At 36.4% G+C, this 19,460-nt stretch carries 24 protein-coding genes; 8 read left to right on the forward strand and 16 right to left on the reverse strand.

Annotated features, from left to right (window positions below; genetic code table 11):
• Window positions 1-182 precede the first annotated feature (182 nt).
• The 5 genes from BV906_RS10705 to BV906_RS10725 all read right to left on the reverse strand — a co-directional run bounded on the left by BV906_RS10705 (window position 183) and on the right by BV906_RS10725 (window position 6,399).
• Entirely contained in the window at window positions 183-1,562 is a 1,380-nt protein-coding gene (locus BV906_RS10705) for an alkaline phosphatase (protein WP_087973495.1), read from the reverse strand.
• 198 nt (window positions 1,563-1,760) lie between these two features.
• Window positions 1,761-2,387 (reverse strand): GyrI-like domain-containing protein, encoded by a 627-nt coding sequence (locus tag BV906_RS10710; RefSeq protein WP_087973496.1) that lies wholly within the window; start codon window positions 2,385-2,387, stop codon window positions 1,761-1,763.
• 48 nt (window positions 2,388-2,435) lie between these two features.
• A complete protein-coding gene (locus tag BV906_RS10715; protein ID WP_087973497.1) occupies window positions 2,436-2,936 on the reverse strand; it encodes a GNAT family N-acetyltransferase in 501 nt (166 codons plus the stop codon).
• Window positions 2,937-3,082: 146 nt separating this feature from the next.
• A complete protein-coding gene (locus BV906_RS10720) occupies window positions 3,083-5,362 on the reverse strand; it encodes an ATP-binding cassette domain-containing protein (RefSeq protein WP_087973498.1) in 2,280 nt (759 codons plus the stop codon).
• A gap of 665 nt (window positions 5,363-6,027) precedes the next feature.
• Window positions 6,028-6,399, reverse strand: coding sequence for a UPF0158 family protein (locus BV906_RS10725; protein ID WP_087973499.1), 372 nt, complete (start codon window positions 6,397-6,399; stop codon window positions 6,028-6,030).
• Window positions 6,400-6,598: 199 nt separating this feature from the next.
• Between BV906_RS10725 and phoU the strand changes: the two genes are divergently transcribed.
• A complete protein-coding gene (gene phoU, locus BV906_RS10730) occupies window positions 6,599-7,255 on the forward strand; it encodes a phosphate signaling complex protein PhoU (protein ID WP_087973500.1) in 657 nt (218 codons plus the stop codon).
• Window positions 7,256-7,754: 499 nt separating this feature from the next.
• On the opposite strand, the gene BV906_RS10735 is transcribed toward phoU, so the two are convergent.
• Window positions 7,755-8,615 carry a zinc-binding dehydrogenase gene (locus BV906_RS10735; protein WP_087973501.1) on the reverse strand — a complete coding sequence of 287 codons (861 nt, stop codon included), beginning with the start codon at window positions 8,613-8,615 and terminating at the stop codon, window positions 7,755-7,757.
• A 290-nt stretch (window positions 8,616-8,905) separates the two neighbouring features.
• Here BV906_RS10735 and BV906_RS10740 point away from each other — a divergent pair, with 290 nt between their 5' ends.
• From BV906_RS10740 to BV906_RS10750, 3 genes are all read left to right on the forward strand, one after another.
• Window positions 8,906-9,427, forward strand: coding sequence for a LysM peptidoglycan-binding domain-containing protein (locus BV906_RS10740; protein ID WP_087973502.1), 522 nt, complete (start codon window positions 8,906-8,908; stop codon window positions 9,425-9,427).
• 287 nt (window positions 9,428-9,714) lie between these two features.
• The gene (locus BV906_RS10745) at window positions 9,715-9,879 is read left to right on the forward strand and encodes an aspartyl-phosphate phosphatase Spo0E family protein (RefSeq protein WP_087973503.1); all 165 of its coding nucleotides are present in this window, start codon (window positions 9,715-9,717) and stop codon (window positions 9,877-9,879) included.
• Between the two features lie 156 nt (window positions 9,880-10,035).
• Window positions 10,036-10,194 (forward strand): FbpB family small basic protein, encoded by a 159-nt coding sequence (locus BV906_RS10750; RefSeq protein ID WP_087973504.1) that lies wholly within the window; start codon window positions 10,036-10,038, stop codon window positions 10,192-10,194.
• 44 nt (window positions 10,195-10,238) lie between these two features.
• Here the strand turns inward: BV906_RS10750 and BV906_RS19475 are convergent, their stop codons facing one another.
• Entirely contained in the window at window positions 10,239-10,379 is a 141-nt protein-coding gene (locus tag BV906_RS19475) for a hypothetical protein (protein ID WP_176330317.1), read from the reverse strand.
• A 136-nt stretch (window positions 10,380-10,515) separates the two neighbouring features.
• Here BV906_RS19475 and BV906_RS19180 point away from each other — a divergent pair, with 136 nt between their 5' ends.
• Window positions 10,516-10,695: a hypothetical protein gene (locus tag BV906_RS19180; protein ID WP_140321982.1), complete on the forward strand. Its 180-nt coding sequence runs from the start codon at window positions 10,516-10,518 to the stop codon at window positions 10,693-10,695.
• 98 nt (window positions 10,696-10,793) lie between these two features.
• Here BV906_RS19180 and BV906_RS10755 read toward each other — a convergent pair whose 3' ends face one another.
• The 7 genes from BV906_RS10755 to BV906_RS10785 all read right to left on the reverse strand — a co-directional run bounded on the left by BV906_RS10755 (window position 10,794) and on the right by BV906_RS10785 (window position 14,767).
• A complete protein-coding gene (locus tag BV906_RS10755; RefSeq protein ID WP_087973505.1) occupies window positions 10,794-11,291 on the reverse strand; it encodes a DUF4825 domain-containing protein in 498 nt (165 codons plus the stop codon).
• 134 nt (window positions 11,292-11,425) lie between these two features.
• Window positions 11,426-11,695 (reverse strand): VanZ family protein, encoded by a 270-nt coding sequence (locus BV906_RS10760; RefSeq protein ID WP_087973506.1) that lies wholly within the window; start codon window positions 11,693-11,695, stop codon window positions 11,426-11,428.
• Window positions 11,696-12,077: 382 nt separating this feature from the next.
• Window positions 12,078-12,737 carry an SIMPL domain-containing protein gene (locus tag BV906_RS10765; protein WP_087973507.1) on the reverse strand — a complete coding sequence of 220 codons (660 nt, stop codon included), beginning with the start codon at window positions 12,735-12,737 and terminating at the stop codon, window positions 12,078-12,080.
• Between the two features lie 86 nt (window positions 12,738-12,823).
• Entirely contained in the window at window positions 12,824-13,378 is a 555-nt protein-coding gene (locus tag BV906_RS10770) for an SLOG family protein (protein ID WP_087973508.1), read from the reverse strand.
• Between the two features lie 91 nt (window positions 13,379-13,469).
• A complete protein-coding gene (locus BV906_RS10775) occupies window positions 13,470-13,979 on the reverse strand; it encodes a spore coat protein (RefSeq protein WP_087973509.1) in 510 nt (169 codons plus the stop codon).
• Window positions 13,980-14,121: 142 nt separating this feature from the next.
• A complete protein-coding gene (gene mscL, locus BV906_RS10780; protein WP_087973510.1) occupies window positions 14,122-14,514 on the reverse strand; it encodes a large conductance mechanosensitive channel protein MscL in 393 nt (130 codons plus the stop codon).
• Between the two features lie 100 nt (window positions 14,515-14,614).
• On the reverse strand, window positions 14,615-14,767 hold the full coding sequence (locus BV906_RS10785) for a small acid-soluble spore protein P (RefSeq protein WP_087973511.1): 153 nt from the start codon (window positions 14,765-14,767) through the stop codon (window positions 14,615-14,617).
• Between the two features lie 332 nt (window positions 14,768-15,099).
• Here BV906_RS10785 and BV906_RS10790 point away from each other — a divergent pair, with 332 nt between their 5' ends.
• Window positions 15,100-15,300, forward strand: a complete 201-nt coding sequence (locus tag BV906_RS10790) for a cold-shock protein (protein WP_087973512.1) — start codon at window positions 15,100-15,102, stop codon at window positions 15,298-15,300.
• A 750-nt stretch (window positions 15,301-16,050) separates the two neighbouring features.
• Here BV906_RS10790 and BV906_RS10795 read toward each other — a convergent pair.
• Both BV906_RS10795 and BV906_RS10800 read right to left on the reverse strand, forming a co-directional pair.
• Complete coding sequence (locus BV906_RS10795; RefSeq protein WP_087973513.1) at window positions 16,051-16,980, reverse strand: manganese-dependent inorganic pyrophosphatase; 930 nt, start codon at window positions 16,978-16,980, stop codon at window positions 16,051-16,053.
• Between the two features lie 76 nt (window positions 16,981-17,056).
• Window positions 17,057-17,596 carry a hypothetical protein gene (locus BV906_RS10800; protein ID WP_087973514.1) on the reverse strand — a complete coding sequence of 180 codons (540 nt, stop codon included), beginning with the start codon at window positions 17,594-17,596 and terminating at the stop codon, window positions 17,057-17,059.
• 213 nt (window positions 17,597-17,809) lie between these two features.
• On the opposite strand from BV906_RS10800, the gene BV906_RS10805 reads away from it, so the two are divergent.
• Window positions 17,810-18,256: a DinB family protein gene (locus tag BV906_RS10805; protein WP_087973515.1), complete on the forward strand. Its 447-nt coding sequence runs from the start codon at window positions 17,810-17,812 to the stop codon at window positions 18,254-18,256.
• A gap of 1 nt (window position 18,257) precedes the next feature.
• A complete protein-coding gene (locus BV906_RS10810; RefSeq protein ID WP_087973516.1) occupies window positions 18,258-19,376 on the forward strand; it encodes an NAD(P)/FAD-dependent oxidoreductase in 1,119 nt (372 codons plus the stop codon).
• Window positions 19,377-19,460: the final 84 nt, after the last annotated feature.

Below are 19,460 nucleotides of genomic sequence, written 5' to 3' on the forward strand. Positions count from 1 at the left end.
CCTCGGTCATTATAATAATAAAAGCCGTCTAAATTTGAAGTGACCCCAAAAATTAGACGACTTTTATTTTCCATTTGATCATTCCATTTTAATATCATTTGCGTGTATTTTTAAAAATGCAACTCAAAACGGAATCTTTATCAATTCTTGACAAACTTTTTTTACTATCGAAAATTAATGTCTTACTTCAACTTCATTGCCTCAGCAATTATTTTTGGTAAGTCTGTATTGTCATGGAAGCCGACAAACTTATCTGCTGTTGGTCCATATGCATATACTGGAATATCTGCTCCCGTATGATTTGTACTTGACCAACCAATAGTAGCACGATCACTGACGACTTTATTGATAGCAAAGGACGCATTATTTGCTTCCTGGATGTATTGTGCTTCTTCCTCTGTCAGGTCAAAACCTGTATAAGTATTCACCACTTCATTGACATTAGAGCGGTTTTCATTTAATTGTGCTGCCATATGGTCTCCTGTAGCTGTAACATTTTGCAGTACAGCAGCATTCAGATCCATTTGTCCATTAGATCCGGTAGTCATACCACCAGTATCATGGTCTCCTGCAACGACAACTAAAGTATTACCATCTTCCTCAGCAAATTCAATAGCTTCCTCTACAGCTTCTTCAAATGCTGCAACATCACTCATAGCCCATGCTGCATCATTATCATGACCTGCCCAATCAATTTGACTTCCCTCTACAACAAGAAAGAATCCATCTTTATCTTCTTCAAGGACATCGATTGCACTTCCTGTCATTTCAGCTATGCTTGGTTCTTCTGTTTCACCACGGTGTAATTCTGGAGATAATGCATCCCCAGCAAAAAGACCGAGCAATTTTTCACCATCTTCAACGTCAATGTCATTGCTGTCCAGCAATGCATCACGAGTCTCAACGAATTCATAACCTTGCTCTTCAGCTTGTTCAATCAAGTTAAGTTCCTCTTGCTTTCCACCTTCAGAAGCTGGCAGGAAATAATCTTTCCCTCCACCAAGCATAACGTCGACACCACTTTCAACCAGCTGTCTAGAAATCTCGGTTTCATTATTACGACTTTCAACATGAGAAGCAAACGCTGCAGGTGTTGCATGTGAAATGGTTGAAGTAGCAACTAAACCAGAAGCTTTTCCTTCTTCTTGGGAAGCCTCAAGAATCGTTTTCAGCTCATTGCCTTCAGGATCAAGACCAATCACACCATTATTTGTTTTCTCACCAGTTGCCATTGCAGTACCGGCAGCAGCAGAGTCTGTGATATCGGAATTAGCTGAATATGTAGTAAACGCACCTTTCAAATGCTTATCCCAGATAGCATCTTCCCCTTTATACACACGATAATTCGAGGCATAATCTGAACTGAATCCGTCGGGAATCATATAAATTACGTTTTCTACCTTTTGGTTTCCTTTTCCATTCCCATTATTTCCGTTATTTCCATTACCCTTCCCTGCCCAATCTGGTTTAGCAGCATCCACCGATCCAACACCCAATCCAGAAAGGACCAGACCTGTACTTAATGCAACCGCACCAATTTTACTAATATTTTTCTTAAACATGTTAAATCTCCTCTCAATTTCGAATCTATCATAAGCATAAATGATAGATATTAAGGGAGATTGAATAAACAGTAAATTATATGTGAATTTTTCTCGTGCGAAATAACTACTACTTTCTGCATGAAAAAGGACAAAGGGGGCTGGCAGTGCAAGGATGGGTCCTGTAGATCTTGATATAATATATGGAGTATTTTTTATCTACACTTCAACCACTTTAAATCGAAGCACCGTCTTCAATTTTTCTTGTGGTGTTTTTCTCGCATCCGATATATATATTTCCCTATGTGTTTTCTCTGCTCTTTTCAAGTTATTTTGTGAGCAAAATTCTTCCATCAATTGGAATGTTTTTGGTTCCTCATCATAACTCCCAATGTGCATGGATTGGACACATAATCCTTCCGTTATATTCTCAAATTGAACAATATCCAAGTCTACATTTTTCTTTTTTTGTTTCACACTGTTTATCGCATATTGGAACAATTCTTCTGTCACAAAATCAGGCTGTCTGATCATAAGCTTGTACACCAAATGGTCCTTGTTTAGATAGTCTAGTTTTCTACCTTCTTCATCTAAATCCCAATGTCCTTCTAAAGGAAAAACAGTATATTCAAAATAACCATCTGGAGTTATCCCCTTTTTTGGCATCATCCTTATGGCATATGACAGTCCATATAAGATTTCAATATTATCTTTAAATGGTTCGCTATTCGGATTTCCATTACCTTCTAATGTGAAAAATTTCATTTTAGGAACTTCAATTTTAGTAGGTTGTTCTTTTGGCAAATAGAGTTCCTTTGCTTTCTTTCTCCATTCATACTTACTCATGATTTATCATCCTTTTGATTGTTTAAAAAATTCCACCATTTAATCAGTTCAAACATTCATTTCCTCACTAACCTTTAAAACCATCCGCACTGTTTTCAATATATGACCATCAAATTTATCATTGAATTCAGATACCATTTCAAAACCTTTTGCACGATAGAAATTGGTTCCGATATGATTATTTCTCTCCACGTTCAAATGAATCTCTGAAGCACCCAAATTCTCAATACCTTCCCTTAGGAATGCTGAGCCAATTCCATATCCTTGAAACTCGGGATACAAATAGATTGCACCAAGTTCAACAGATCCATCAGCAGAAACAGGGGAATAGTTAGCAAACCCAACAACTTTTCCATCAACCTCCGAAACAAAAAGGATTGATTTCTTTAGCCGTTTCTTCATATTGGCCCGACTATATGCTGCATCCAGAAATCTATCCTGTATTTCCAGGGGAATAATTCCTTCATATGTTGAATGCCAGCTAGTCCTTGCAACATGTTGGACTTGGGTAATATCCCGCTTCTTCATTTTACGTATGTTGTAATCCATCATTTGTCCCCCTAGAGAAAATTGATAATGAATTCTAATCGTTTTTAACAGTATATCATTCCTCTTTAACTCCCATTTCATGTAACTACCCACAATATTCACTGTTTCTACTTTTTGCCCTTTCTATGAGATATTAAATTCCCGTTTTAAGTAAGTTGTTCTCTAATCCCAGCCTTTAACCATTTCGCTGTTATTGTTTCTGCATGTAGCATTTCTTCTGGTGTACCCTCAAATATAATATGTCCTCCTTGTTTTCCTCCTCCTGGACCCAATTCTATTATCCAGTCGCTCGCCGCGATAAAGTCCAGATTGTGTTCGATTATGATTACCGAATTACCTTTGTTTACAAGATTTTGAAATGCGTCTAAAAGTTTTCCATTATCTCTTTTGTGCAGCCCTAAGGATGGCTCGTCTAAGATGTAGATTTGCCCTTCTTTTTGTAGGTGGCTTGCAAGTTTTAGACGTTGAATTTCCCCTCCGCTTAGAGAACTTGTCGTCTGTCCTAAGGTTAGATACCCTAATCCTACATCTTTTAGCGTATTCACTCTTTTTATGATCTTCGGTACTTTAAAGTAGTGAATAGCTTCTTCTATGGTTAAATCTAATATTTCTACTATATTTTTATCATGATACCGATAGGACAGTGCTTCGTCTGAATATCTCGTACCGCCACATGCTTCACATGGAATTGTCACTGGATCTGCAAATGCTACATCTGGTTTTATGACTCCTTTCCCTTTGCAGACTGAACATGCGCCTAAGGAGTTAAAGCTGAACAAGCCTGCTGGTTGTCCTGTTTTTCTAGAAAATATGGAGCGAATATCATCCATTATTCCCATATATGTTGCTAGTGTCGAACGGTTAGAAATACCTATACTGCCTTGCCCTACCATAATGGTTTCTGGAAACTTTTTAGTGAATGCTTCCATCATTAAAGAGCTTTTACCTGAACCAGATACACCACATACAGAGACAAAAACATTTTCAGGAATAGTTAGACTTATATTTTTTAAGTTATTGTTACTTGCTCCTTTTATCGTAAAATAACTTTCTATATCCCTTGGGTTTTTGTTGATTGTTAGCTTGTGGTTTAGGGTTGTTGCAGCTTTAGAGTTTTTTAGTCCTTCTAATTTCCCTTGATAGACAACTTCTCCACCACGAACACCCGCTTCCGGTCCCATCTCTATTATTTCATCCGCTGCTTTTATTACGGATAGATCATGTTCAATTACGATGACGGTGTTATGTTGGTCTTTTATATTTTTCATCATTTCTATTAACATATCCACTTCTTCTGGATGAAGTCCTGCACTTGGTTCGTCGAAAATGTATGTAATATTGTTTAGGCTGCTCCCTAAATGACGAGCAATTTTTACCCTTTGGGCTTCCCCGCCGGACAGGGTGCCCATTTTTCTTGATAAGCTCAAATATCCTAATCCCAATTCAACCAGTTGTTTTATATGCGGGATTGTTTGGATCGCGATAGATTCTCCCATAGGATCTTTTATGTTCGTTAGTACTTTCAGTAGTTCTATAAGCTCTAATTGATCGTATTCTGCGATATTTAATCCATTTATTCTACACTCCAAGACCTTTGGGTTTAGGCCTGTGCCCTGGCAAGTTGGGCATAAGGATTGAGTTGATACTGCTAGGACGTCATCCTGGGTTACTCCTTTCAGTTTTGAGATATCTCTATGGATATAAAGGCGTGTAAACCTGGGCAATACCCCATCCCAATCATGGTCTTGTGGTCCGTGTTTGGTGTGAAACGGCGCATTGACTTTTTCACCTTCTGGGGGACCATATAATAGCAGATGACGCTTGTCTTCTGAGTAGTCCTTTATCGGTTTATCCGGCTCAAATAATCCGCAAGTCATCATCCATCTGCCTTGCCAACCTGAAGGCGATAATGGCTTAAATTTCACTGCGTAATCCCGAAGTGACTTATCCAAATCGACCATCTTATTTAGGTCAGGCGCAATGACCTCCCCAAATCCACTACATTCTGGACAACTTCCAAAGGAACTTTGGCTCAAAAAATCGCTGGCAGAACCTATGGATGGTTTTCCTATTCTTGAAAATAAAAGCCTAATTAATGGATTAATATCCATATAGGTGCCAACTGTTGATCGGGAATTGCCCCCTATAGGTCTTTGCTCTACTACTACGACCGGACTTAAATTTTGCATAAGATCGGCATGGGGTCTTTCATATCTTGGCATTTGATATCTGACATAGTGAGGATAGTTCAACGTCATTTGTCTTCTACTTTCTGTTGCTAATGTATCAAAAACAACGGAGCTCTTTCCAGATCCTGAAAGACCAGTAAATACGATGATTTTCTCTTTTGGTATGTTTAACGCTACATTTTTTAAGTTATTTTCTTTGAGCCCTCTTAGAATGATTTCATCTTTTATTTCTGACATGTTATCATCCTTTCTGATTTTATCTACTGAGAAGATTCCTTAGACAGTTTAGACTCCAATCAATTAATAGATACTAGCCTAATATCCTAATAATATTATTGGATTTTAATAAGAAAAGAATCTAATTTCACATGAAGTAATTAATGAAGAATCCTACCAATAACACTTTTTCTTAGTAAGCGTTTCCCCCATAGAATAAGGGAGATAATTCGAGATAAACAGCAAAACTTTAAGCATGTAAGGGAAATAATCGCTTTCTTCCCGCTTGTTCCCGTTTTCATCCCAATTGTTTTCGTTTTCACTGACATTGATGAAAAGCACGTTATATAAGATAATGTATATATAGAAAACTAGGAGGGAAAAGAAAATGAAAAGATTTATTAAAAAAGTTATTAAAGACACCAAAAAAACCTTTCAAGATTATGCAGAAGGTTACGTAAGAAATTCGCGTTAATATTCTATAAAACTTATGAATTACGATCATTTTCATCAGATCTAGTTTTCAGGTAAACACCTACAATGCACACTTCATTTTTTACCTACCAATAAATACCCAAAAGATAAACTTATTTTTACATCGATAATCTCCTAATTAAATTAAAGCACGCCGTTACTTATAAAGAAAAAGCGATCACCATTAGTTAAGTAACCGCAACTTCACTTTCCTATTCAATATACTTTATGTTATTTTTATGACACCACTTTATTGTAATTTGTTTAAAACGCTCGTCACGATATGAATACCATTGGTCCTCGATTTCAAAATCAATTATCTTGTCCTTAAATCTTCTAAAAGCACCTTTTCCCTTAATTGCTCTTAATAAAGCATCTTGCTTACCTTGATCACTAACCCTTATGCTAAAGTCTTCCATAGCTTCATATTCATTTATTTCATATTTTGTAGGCAGTTCTATATATTTTTCAAAGTTTTCAACTACATCAAGAGCAGTCATTCTATTTTCCTGCTCCCATTCAGGTAAATGATCAAATGGCTTTTCATCTTCGGCAGCTCTCAAGTCATCCGATGTGACTAACACACTATTTCGCCTTAAAGTGTATCACATACATTATAAGCCCGTAACGAAATGAAAGAAAGCCGACATTTTATATCGACGAGTACATCAATATACACCTTTCGAAGATATTAAGGTAATATTCTTTAAAATTCGCACTATTTAGTATATACTACCTGTAATCATAGGAAAAGCATAGAATAAATTTGTTGGAGGTATATAAATGATAACTCGTAACCAATTTCAAGGTGAGCTTGATGTAATGAGTGAAGATATTATTAAAATAGCCAATACTGCTGGCCGAGCACTAGACGAGGCGATGGATGCTTTTTTCAGTAAAGATATGGAGCTGGCTAAACAGGTGATCGATAATGATCAGAAAATAGACCGGAAAGAATTGGAAATCAATGACAAAGCAATTTTGCTAATTGCTAAACAACAGCCAGTTGCAACTGACTTGAGAAGAGTTATTACTACATTGAAGATTCTTACAGATATTGAGCGTATGGGTGATAATGCAAAAAATATTGCTAATGCAACGATTCATTTAGGAAAGAATGCTTCTATCATCCCATCCGATTTAAAGCGAATGTATGAAATGACAAAGGATATGCTGGACTCTGCAATAAAGGCATTTAAATATGAGGATGTTACAATTGCAAGAGAATTAGCAGTGATGGATGATGGAGTTGATAAATTAAATAAGACCATTATTAGTGAACTGCTTGAGGAAACAGCTACAAATCCAGAAAAAATTCAATATGTGATGCAAATGGCATTATGCGCAAAGTATCTCGAGCGATTTGCCGATCATATAACAAATGTGGGTGAAAGTATCCTTTACCTAGTAAAGGGTGAGAATTTTAACTTGAATAAATGAAAATAGGCTGAGACAAAAATGCTTTAGTCAAAGAGAAATCCGAACTATGGTTACGCATTTTTCTGTAAACTCATTTTTAAAAATGGGGAACCCCCCCTCTGTATGCAACAAAACGAGACACAGTCTGATGTATTGAAGCAATTTTCAAGTTAGCTTTAGGCTAATATTTTACTTAAGTAAATTTTCTCGTACAGCAGAAAAATTAGGAACTTGTAATTAAAAAAACACCTCATTGAGATGCAGTACCTTTAGAATAGATTTCATTAATCATTAAAGTAATCCTTCTTCCACAAAATGGTACCAGTTACTTTAAGAGGTTAGAATATTTTTTTGTGTCGCGCATAAATCAATGTATTAAATCATGAAACCATTTCCTGGAAACGTACGTTAAGTGAATAATATTATCGATACCGTTCCTAAGTTAAAATCAATATTTCGTCATTGAAAAAACCTAAGAAGCAGGGATTTAAAACCTGCTTCTTAGGTTTGACTTAAGTACTTATTTTTCCATGTTAGCTACTAATCGACCTGTTACTTTATTATCTTCCAGCAATTGAATACCTTCAGGAATTTCATCAAAAGTAATTTCAGTTATTTTAGGATTTACCTTGCCGCTAGCAAACAATTCATATATTTCTTCAATATCTTGTTTCGTACCCCCGTTACTTCCAACGAGTTTTGCTTGTTTTGTTATCAATGAAGTAACATTTAGAGTTGTTTCTAGTTTACCCATACCGACAAGGACTACCTTACCTTGGAAACCAATCGATTCTAAGGCTTCTCTGGTTGTTACACCAAATCCAGCAAAATCAATAATTACTTCAGGTTGAAATTGTTCAATTTCTTTTACACTTTCATAGGTTCCTGCTGCGCCCAGATCTTTAGCTAATTCACGAGCATTTGGATTTAAATCAATTGCATAAACAGTAGCTCCTTTTGCAACAGCAGCTTCTAAAGCAATTTGACCTAATCCACCAATACCAATCATACCGACTGTCATACCTTCTTTTACTCCACCTTTAGTAAAAGTTGCATGATAGGAAGTCATCCCTGCATCAGTACCAGCAGCTGCTTGGGCAAATGAAACACCATCAGGAATCTTAACTAAGTCTTCAGCTGGCGCTAATACTTTTGTACCGAAGCCTCCGTCATACGCATAACCTGGAGCCGTTTTACTTGGACCAGTAGGGCAGACGGCTACTTTGTCACCAACTTGATAGTCAGTTACACCTTCACCAACTTCACTAATAACACCTGCAACTTCGTGCCCCATAACAACAGGCAGTTCACCAAGTAATGCTTTCCAACCCGGGTCTCTTAAAACACCGACATCAGAGTGACAGAGACCTGCCACCTTCATATCGATTACAAAAATAAAAATTACCCAAAGTATAAGTTCAACAAAAAAAGGTACTTATACTTCATTTGGGATAGCACCAGTTAGCAAAAATATTATCTAATTGTAGTTACATATTTCTATTAGAGTTCTCTTCTTTCCTTTTTCTAAGTTTCCTTTGTACAATAAAACAAGCCAATTAATTCATATTACAAGTAATTCACAATTCTATTACATCCCTAATAAGTCAGATATATTTCCGAATTATATAATGCAAGACTTATAAAACTAAATAAATTTGGAGGGCTTTTTTTATGAAATATATTATTCTAGTAACTTTATTTACAGTTGGACTGTTCCTTTTACCTGACTCAGCTTCTGCTCAAGCAAAGTATACAGTTCAATCAGGGGATGTTTTATTAAAAATTTCTAAGAATCATAATGTAGACATCGATACGTTACTCGCTTCAAATCCTTTTATAGAAAATCCGGATATCATTTTTCCAGGACAAATGATAACGATACCGAATGGAAACGGACAACAGTTTACAGTTACTGCGTATACAGAGGGATATGAGTCAACCGGCAAACGACCAGGCGATCCTGCTTACGGCATTACCGCATCAGGTACAACGGTAAAGGAAGGACAAACGATAGCTTGTCCGCCATCAATTGCATTTGGAACTACAGTACATATTCCAAACTTAGGTCAAACATATACTTGTGAAGATCGGGGGAGCGCAATTACAGATGGGCGATTAGATGTATATATTGCAGATTTGAATCAAGCTTTACAGTTCGGTGTAAAAGAATTGCAAGTACATGTTTTAGATTAACTTAAGTAAATTAAAGATATATGATAACATGCATTTACCCCACTATCATAGTGGGGTGTTCGTGTGTTGTGGGGTAATACATATTAACCATGTATAATAATTAGCTCCCTTTAATGGAATAACATTACTATAGTCATAATTAACCCCTGCTTTTTTTAAAAGGAATACTGTAACAATCAATGCAAACTCCATCATTATCATGAATCCCATTCATCCATTATTTTTCAATAATTGTGGGAAATGATCAGGTGGACACTCACACTTAGAAATTAGAGAGGTATTGGATTATGTATACTTTAGAGAATATTCTTGACCGTATTGAATTCCTCAGAAACAAAATGATAGAGGTGGCTATGAATAAAGGGTTTACCTATAGCGAGTCAGTACATATTAGTCAGGAAATTGACGAGCTATTAAATCTTTATGATGAAGTCAAAAGTAAACAAGAATGACTAGGAAATAATTGGAAATCAATTAATGAGAGTAAAATAATCAATTTTTCATAAAAGTTCGCTATTTTGCGAAAAATAATAAAATGTTCACACAATTTTGATTTATGGCGCGAAATAAGGTATAATGTAATTAGAACTTATGAAGGAGTGTCACATATGCGACCGAAGTCATTAAATTTCGAACAATTAGTTAATGATAATAGACAAGAGCTTCTAAATGATGAAGAAAGTATATCAAGAATAGAGATGCGTTTAGAAAAGAAACAAGAAGCACTTGTCTTTAAACAACGTAAAGAATTAGAATATAAAAGTTAACTACTAAAGCAGGCATGACTATCGGTCATCCTGTTTATTCGATTTTAACACGTAATTTTTCTTCCATCGAGTTGATTCATCAGGACACCACTTAGGATGCACCCCATTCCAAGTATCTGTACATTTATAGTTTCCATAAAGATAAATATACCAATTAGTGTTGCTACTACTGGTTCGATTGTCAATATGGAGGCCTTTGATGCTTCAGTATGCTGTAATCATAAATATAAACGATATAGGCTACTGCTTTTGGCAATAGCTCGAGTCCAACAGCATAAAATAAAAAAGTTGGATTAAATAGCAGTTGAATCTTTTCTGTATATGAAAAAAATGATACTGAAAACACCGGTCCCTATAAAATATTTACTATCCGAAAGTGATTTTAACTTCAGACTTTTTGGTGGAACAATCATCATATATGTAATCAATAAAATCGAAGAAGACCATATCCGTAATGTAACAAGTCGACTAGGAAAAATTCTCCTAGCCGATTTTTTTTGAAAAAATCTTTTCAATTCGATATTTATTGACTATATAATGCTACTAAGTCCTGCCAGATACTACAAAATCAATCACCACTTATTGTGGTAAAGCACCCTTTAACTTAATAACTGATTAACTTTATTTTCCTCTTCCAATTGTTCTTGAATAAGACTTTTCATATCTTCTTCATTGGTAAATTCACTTAACTCTTTACCGTACCAATTTTGCAATTCTTCTTTAGTTATTTTATATTCACCATTTGCAAAAACAAAGGTAATCCACTCTACATTATCAATTAATGCGAATAGGAAAGTAGCATTGTAAATTGCCGTTTCTTTATATTCCTTTTCTATCATAGACGCATCAAATTCATTGTACGTTAAAGTCATACCATATGGTTCTGTGTTTGTTTGAATCGAGACTTCATTGAAATTCACACTATGTTTTAACTGTTCAATTATATTAGTTATTGCACTATTATCACCTATAAGAGTACCCTCATATTGAAAGATATCTTCATTTGTTGTATTTTTCTCATTGTTATTCGAACTACAACCAATTATGAACAACAAAATTAACAATGAAAAGAAAATATATTTTGTCGTTTTTTTCACTTTTAGTCACCCTTTCTGCTGACTTAATTTTTTTGAATATACAAACCCTATTTAAAGTATTCTGCCAAATAGCATAATAAGCTATTACTCTATTGTGCTATCGCACCAGATAGTTTAACAAGAAGAAATAAATATTATTTAAGTAATTTCTGAACGAGTTTCGATTTCCAAATCCCAAAACCTATCAAAGCACCAAGCGTATTAAGAATGAAATCATCTATATCAAAACTTCCCCTTCTTGTAACTAATTGTATAGCTTCGATAAAGAATAACAATATAATCGTTGAAATAGTAAATATGCTGACTTTATCTATTTTAACTATGAAAAATGGAAGCAAAATACCCATTGGCAAAAATATAAATAAATTACCAACAAGGTTTTTGATAGGTATACTAATATTCATACTGCCATCAAATATTGCCTGAATATATGTAGTCTTTCTTCGTATTTTTAATGTTAGCTCTTAAACAATACTGCCATTTACCCCGATATCACTTCTTTCGCTATGCACCAGTTTAAGTATAACATTTCACAAAGAGGGCAACTTATATTAATAATTATTAAAAAAATAACTATTTCCTTATCATTATAATAATAAAAGCCGTCTATTTAGACGACTTTTATTTGCCATTTTATCGGCAATTTTAATGTGATTTGAGTTGGTTTTTAAAAATGCACCGCAATTGATACACTAACATGTACGATTGATACAAATTAATTTCATGGGGAAATGCTGGATTATTTGTGGTAACAGAAGAGATCAGGGGAATTAAATATCCCCTGATCTAATACTGGAATTTAACATCTACCTTTGCAGTAATAATAATTTCTCCTGGTTCAATCGGAGTGGTAAGGTTGTCCGCAGAAGCTGCGAATGCCTTATAGGTAATTATATCATCGGTTACGTCCACGATTCGAATCGGAGTCGGATCAAGATTTAGCTGCATCGTCTGAGCAATCGTCTGTGACTTTACACTTGCATTCTGGAGTGCGGATACAAGTGCTTCCTGATAATAGCGTTGTCTGTCTTGGACGGTAAACTGGATATTTGAAACATGATTGACCCCATTTTGAACAGCAACGTCAATAATCGTACCTGTTTGATCAATTGCTTGGACCTCAACCGTTATTTCATTTCTAACTTCATATCCCCTGAACACTTGCTGACCATCTGTATAATCATATCTTGGAATGATGTTGTAAGCCGTTGTTTGGATATTTTCTCTCAGTATACCTAAATTCAAAAGCGCTTCAATCACCGCATTCATTGTCTGCGTATTTTCCTGCTGCGCCTGACTTAAGGATTCACCTTCCGTCACAACCGCAAGCTGGATTCTTGCAATATCTGGCTGAACAGACACACTCCCGTTACCAGTAACAGTCATCGTACGTAAGCTTTGCTTGGAATCGTCTTGCCGATAATGAGGTACATAAGGATAATACATTTTTCCACCGCCTCTCTTTGTGCTTCTATAAGATATATGCAAGTATTGGCGGAATAATTATATTTTTAATAACCCGGAAAGCTCTCTCATCCCCAATAATTTGGATCTGACATTTTTATCTCTTCTACTGCATCATCCAAATCTGCTGGCGTAATGATAAAGATTGGGTAATCTTTATCAGCTGCTTTTGCTGCATCGTAGAAATAACGATTACCGCCTGGGAATTCTTCATCCATAAGCAAGAGACAACCATCACTTTTTTCGATGAACCATTTATTTTTAGCCTTAAACTGATACGGTCCTTTATAGTCGCCTTTATAAAGTGGCTGATAAAAGTCAGCCAGCATTAATAGTTCTTCATATTTTTCCTTTAAGTTATCAGGCCAACGGTTGTCCTGATTTTCGAATGGTGGAAATACACCAAGTTGAATATCATAGTTTTCTTGTAAATCAAAGATCATTTCTGCTGTCCACATCTCCACACCCATCTGGCCGGAAATGAGAACCCATTCTAATCCCTCTTCGATAAATCCAATCAATCTTTTTTCGATTGCCGATTTAATAAATGTGACACGCGGATCATTTTCTTTAAATATACCTAATTCCATTGATTTATAACCGGAAACAGTTAAGATTTTCATTTCAATAACCACCTCGTTGGAAAACTTACCATATCATTAACCATTACTATAAAGAAAAGCCGGCATTTTTATATGCCAGCCTTATCTCTAGTTAACACCATTTATTCTGTTTTTTCCAGTGATGAGGTCCTGCTCCGTATCCCGGTTGCATTGCTCCTGCTACCTGACCTGGGCCATATCCTGGTTTCTTACCATAACCTGGTTGCATTGCTCCTGCTACTTGACCGGGACCATATCCTGGTTGCATTGCTCCTGCTACTTGACCGGGGCCATATCCTGGTTGCATTGCTCCCGCTACTTGACCTGGTCCATACCCCGGTGACATTGCTCCTGCTACTTGGCCGCCTGGTCCATATCCTGGTGATGGTACATTGAATGACCCACCGTACTGATCCACACTGTTCACAGTATTTTGAACAGATGTTGAATGAGGGAATACGTGATTGTTCTTGACTGTATGATGATTCATTACCGTCGTATGAGAAGGATGAACTTGGTTTACAGTACTTTCCGAATATTGGTTGACACAATTATGCTTTGTCGGATGTACAATTGTTTTACAAGATTGACAGCCGCAATGATGTCTATGATGACGTCTCATAATTAATCCCCTTTCTGTTATAGGTTCACTAATAACCTATGTCAGTTGCCACGGGGATGTAAGAGACAGGTACCTATTAAATGAAAAAAAATCTGAGTAAGTATCCTATTAACTCACCAGTTATCCAGTATTTATGTATAAACTAATTTTGCTTTGCTTGATTTTGCTCCTTTAATAAATCCCTAATTTCAGTAAGCAATTGTTCCTGTGCATCCAATTCTTCCACAACCTCTTCTGCCGCTTCTTCTTTTCGTTTAAATTTACTCAGAAAACGGATTGCAAAGAAAATCGCAAAAGCAATAATCAAAAAGTCGACGAATGACTGAATAAAGTTACCATATAAGACCTCTGCATTTCCTACTGTAATTTTCAAATTGGTAAAATCAATTCCACCAGCCAGCATACCTATTAATGGTGTGATTATATTTTCGACAAATGATGTGACAATTGCACCGAACGCTCCACCAATCACTACAGCAACAGCTAAATCAACTATATTTCCTTTAAAAGCAAATTCTTTAAACTCATTCCACATCAGGTTCTCCACCTCTCTATTCGTTATAATAACAGAATAGATAATAATGGTTAAAGAGCATAACCACAAGTGATTATGCTCTTTATCCATATAGATTTAATTACATACCATGATGTGGATTGTGATTTTGTCGTGAGTGGTTAGCATTTTTTACCTTTTTCGATCCACTCAATGGTTCCCCATATGGCTGGCTTGGGCTTTTCGGTAAATTCACTTTCTCCTGCTGTTTTGGTCCTTTAGGCTTTCCTGACATTTTGGCACCTCCCTTCTGTATAGTTTGTTCAAATGGGACGATATATTATTCAAAATCGACAATCCGAATACTTTCTCTATACATTTCAATAAAAAATTCCAGAGTAAAACGTTGATATAATAGCATTTATAAGTATAAAAAGGCTCTTTTAAAACTTTTTTTAAAAAAAGGTGGATATTTTTTGATCGTCTGTGTTATACTATAATTAATTATTTATGTTCGTTAGAAATACAGGATACGAAAGTAGTAACTCTAATAGTGATTTCGTCTTGGTTTGTAATCTTGAACAGAAATAGTAATAAAAGTGCCAAATGCACATGGAGGTTTTTTCTATGAACACAGGTTCAGTAAAATGGTTTAACGCAGACAAAGGTTTCGGTTTCATCGAAGTTGAAGGTGGAGACGATGTATTCGTACATTTCTCAGCAATTCAAGGCGAAGGTTTCAAAACTTTAGAAGAAGGTCAACAAGTAACTTTCGATATCGAAGAAGGTAACCGTGGACCACAAGCTACAAACGTTAACAAAGCGTAAGGTTAGCTTACTATAGAAAAGGACTTCCCATTTGGGAAGTCCTTTTTATTTTGTTTATGAATAAAAATAAAATTCATAGAGATTCGCAATTAAAGTAGCAGAGCATTCAAAATTGAAATCGCTCTGCTGTTTTTTTACGTTATTAAAAAATATTCTTCATTAAGATGATGAGCGACCGTACTTTGCAGAATGACAAGTATATGGGCACTCATTAAGCCGATGAACGACCGTACTTACCAGAATTACAAGTATATGGGCACTCATTAAGCCGGTGAGCGACCGTTCTTACCAGAATTACAAGTATATGGGCACTCATTAAGCCGATGAGCGACCGTACTTCGCACAATGACAAGTATACAGGCACTCATTAAGCCGATGAGCGACCGTACTTCGCACAATGACAAGTATACAGGCACTCATTAAGCCGATGAGCGACCGTACTTCGCACAATGACAAGTATACAGGCACTCATTAAGCCGATGAGCGACCGTACTTCGCACAATGACAAGTATACAGGCACTCATTAAGCCGATGATTGACCCAACTTTCCAAGATTACAACTATATGGGCACTCATTACTCCGATGAACGACCGTACTTTGCAGAATGACGAGTATAAGGGCACTCATTAAGCCGATGAACGACCGAACCTCAAGCAGCTATTTTTTATTCAATTATTCGGTTGCTAAAGGTATGTTTTACACCCGAAAAAGGGATCCCACTGAATATCAGCGGGATCCCTTTGTTTTTATTATTTCAAGAATTCATCTGTCAAAGCTGTTACAATTTGTTTCTTACGGGATACTACCCCTTTAAGAAGTGCTCGATCATTAGAATCAAGTGTAACGCCGAAGCCTGATTCAACTTTATTCTTTTCTTTACCAACAGCTAAAACCTCAGAATCGTTATTCAGGATATCTGTTGCAACAAATAAGAACAGGTCTAAATCATCGGCAATTACCTTTTCAGATATTTCACTGACAAGTTCGTCCTGTAATTTATAAATGTCACTCGTATCAACTGCATTTACTTGTGCAATCGCGACTTTAGCTTCTCCCATAGAGAATTCCTTCGCATCCATTGTAATTAAATCTGTTACTGATTTATCACTTAGATCAGCACCTGCCTGCAGCATCTTCAGGCCATATGTTTCCAGATTAACTTCAGCAATTTCTGCTAATTTCTTTGCTGCTTGCACATCTTCATCCGTACATGTTGGAGATTTCAATAGCAATGAATCTGAGATGATTGCTGATAAAAGCAGACCCGCAATTTCTTTAGAAACTGCAACTTCTTTTTCTTTATACATTTTATGTAAAATTGTCGCTGTACAACCAACAGGCTCGGCACGGAAATATAATGGTTCTCTTGTCTCAAAATTTGAGATTCGATGGTGATCAATAACTTCCATAATCCGGGCATTTTTAATATTGTCAGCACTTTGCTGAAATTCATTATGGTCAACTAAGATAACTTCTGCGCCATCAGCAACTTTTTCAATTAATTGAGGTGCTTCTACACCAAAATGATCCAAAGCATATTGCGTTTCTTTACTAACCGTTCCTAATCGTACAGGTTCTGCCTCTGCACCTGTTTTCGTTTTCAAATCCGCGTATGCTAATGCGGAACAGATTGTATCTGTATCAGGGTTCTTATGTCCAAAAATTAATGTTTTAGTCATATTCATTCTCCTTCTATGTATATTTTATCTACTAATAGATTACCATACTTTTTTCCCGATAGAGTACTTTTTTTACTTACTCAATATTCTTTAATGTCTCGGTTACTTTCCAAATTTTATCATAGGTATCATAGTCATTCAATGCGATATCTAAGTCATGAAAATACCTGTGCAGATTCCTTACATCAGAAGAATTCATTTCATCTAATGTATTTTGCGCAAGTGTTTGAATAGATTCCAGGTCTATAATAAGAGACTCATCTGATATATCAGGTTTCAACTCTTCTATTGTACGGATAACCTGGTGCGAATTTTCCTTTTGTTCTTCCCAGTTCAAATTGTTAATTCCCCCATACCCGGCTGTCTCGTTATAAAATCCATGCATCATTGCAACAAACTGTGCTGCTTCCAAATTTTCCTGTCCTACTGTCGAACGCACCTTCTCTATTTCATCTTTCCCCCCATCTGTTAGGTCACTTTGATCAGTTGCGTCAGCATCATCACCATTCAGTACCGTAAAATAGAATATGCCTGATCCAATTATAATGACGGTAACTACACTGACCATGGTCCATCCAAACCATCCCATTTTTAATTTTCTTTCTTTTTCTTCCAAAAAAAACAACTCCTTATGTACAATCCTACTAAGTATAACAAATTTATGAAAATTTTTTCACAACTTTTTCCTATACCAATAAAGCATCCCTATATCTCGAGAGCAGATATCCCAATATCATTTCAGTTTCATTAGAATTTCCCTCTAGTCATTCCTAATTACTGTTAAGTTAACCGAACTTCAGGTTATAATCTATATATTGGAGGGATTTAAATGTCAAGAAAACAATTTAATTTAACAAGAAGTTCATTACTTACATTTATCAAAGAACTGGATGAGGATACACTCGATATTCAATCCAATTATTTCAATAATACCATTCGCTGGCATATTGGACATGTGCTTGCAACGAATGAAAAATTTCTATTTATGAAATCGACAAACATACCCGCAGAATATGTGGAGCTATTTGCTTCAGGTACAAAACCTGCTGACTGGACGACAGAAGCACCTAAACTCGATGTGCTTTTCCAACAGTTAGAAGAACAGCAAAATCGTATTAATGAATTTAGTGACTTATTCTGGAAATCAAATGTAAAATTTAAAGTACCATTCGGCAGTATTGAAACACATCGTGACCTATTAATCATGCTTTCCTATCACGAAGCAGAACACCTTGGAAAAATAAAAGCAATGTATCAAGTGGTGAAAAGCAAGTAATATGAATAAGAAATATATTATCATCGGTGCTGGTATTCTTGGGGCAAGCACCGCCTACCACCTTTCTAAAAAAGGCGCAGAAGTCGTTATTATTGATCGTAAAGATTCAGGCCAGGCAACAGATGCAGCTGCAGGGATTGTTTGTCCATGGCTATCGCAGCGCCGGAACAAGGCATGGTATAAGCTCGCAAAAAACGGTGCGCGAATGTACCATGAATTGATTGATGATTTGGCAATGACTGGTGAGACAGATACTGGTTATTCCCGTGTTGGGGCCATCAGCATACATACCGACGAGAAAAAGCTGATTGCCATGCGAGACCGTGCACTTAAACGGCGGGAAGAAGCACCTGAAATTGGAGAGGTCATACTGCAGAATGCGGAACAAACAAAGGCAATGTTCCCCCTTCTATCAGATGAATACAGCTCTGTCTATGTTAGTGGTGCCGCAAGGGTTGATGGACGTAAATTACGAGACGCATTACTGCGCGGTGCGGTGAAAAATGGAGCACAAGTCTTACATGGGGATGCAACCCTATCATATGAAGGAAATAATATTACTGGTGTCTCCCTTCAACATGAAACATTGCATGCAGATTGCGTGATTGCTGCGACTGGTGCTTGGATGAATGAGCTTATTCAGCCATTGGGAATAACGTTTGACGTGACACCCCAACGAGCACAAATCATGCATTTGCAAGTACCTGATATGGATACATCGACATGGCCAGTTGTCATGCCACCAGCTGATCAGTATATGCTGGCATTTGATGATAACCGAATTGTCGTTGGGGCGACACATGAAAATGATGTCGGTTTCGATTATCGCGTTACTGCAGGCGGACTACATGAAATATTAACAAAAGCAATGACAGTCGCTCCTGGTTTAAGTAATAGTACGGTATTAGAAACAAGGGTGGGCTTCCGTCCATTCACACCAGGATTTCTGCCTGTCATCGGGCATCTCCCAGGATACAAGGGTTTATTGCTCGCCAATGGGCTCGGTTCATCCGGCTTAACGATGGGGCCTTACATCGGGCTGCAATTGGCGAAACTTGCTAGTGGTGATGAGCTTGATATTGATGTAAATGAATATGATGTTGCCGGTGCACTGAAATAGGATGAACATCACGTTCATTCTATTTTTGCTATTACGATAGGTTAAAAATTTCATTTACAGTTGGCTATGTTTTTGATACTCTAT

The sequence above is a fragment of the Oceanobacillus rekensis genome, from assembly GCF_002153375.1.
Taxonomy (GTDB): Bacteria; Bacillota; Bacilli; order Bacillales; family Amphibacillaceae; genus Oceanobacillus; species Oceanobacillus rekensis.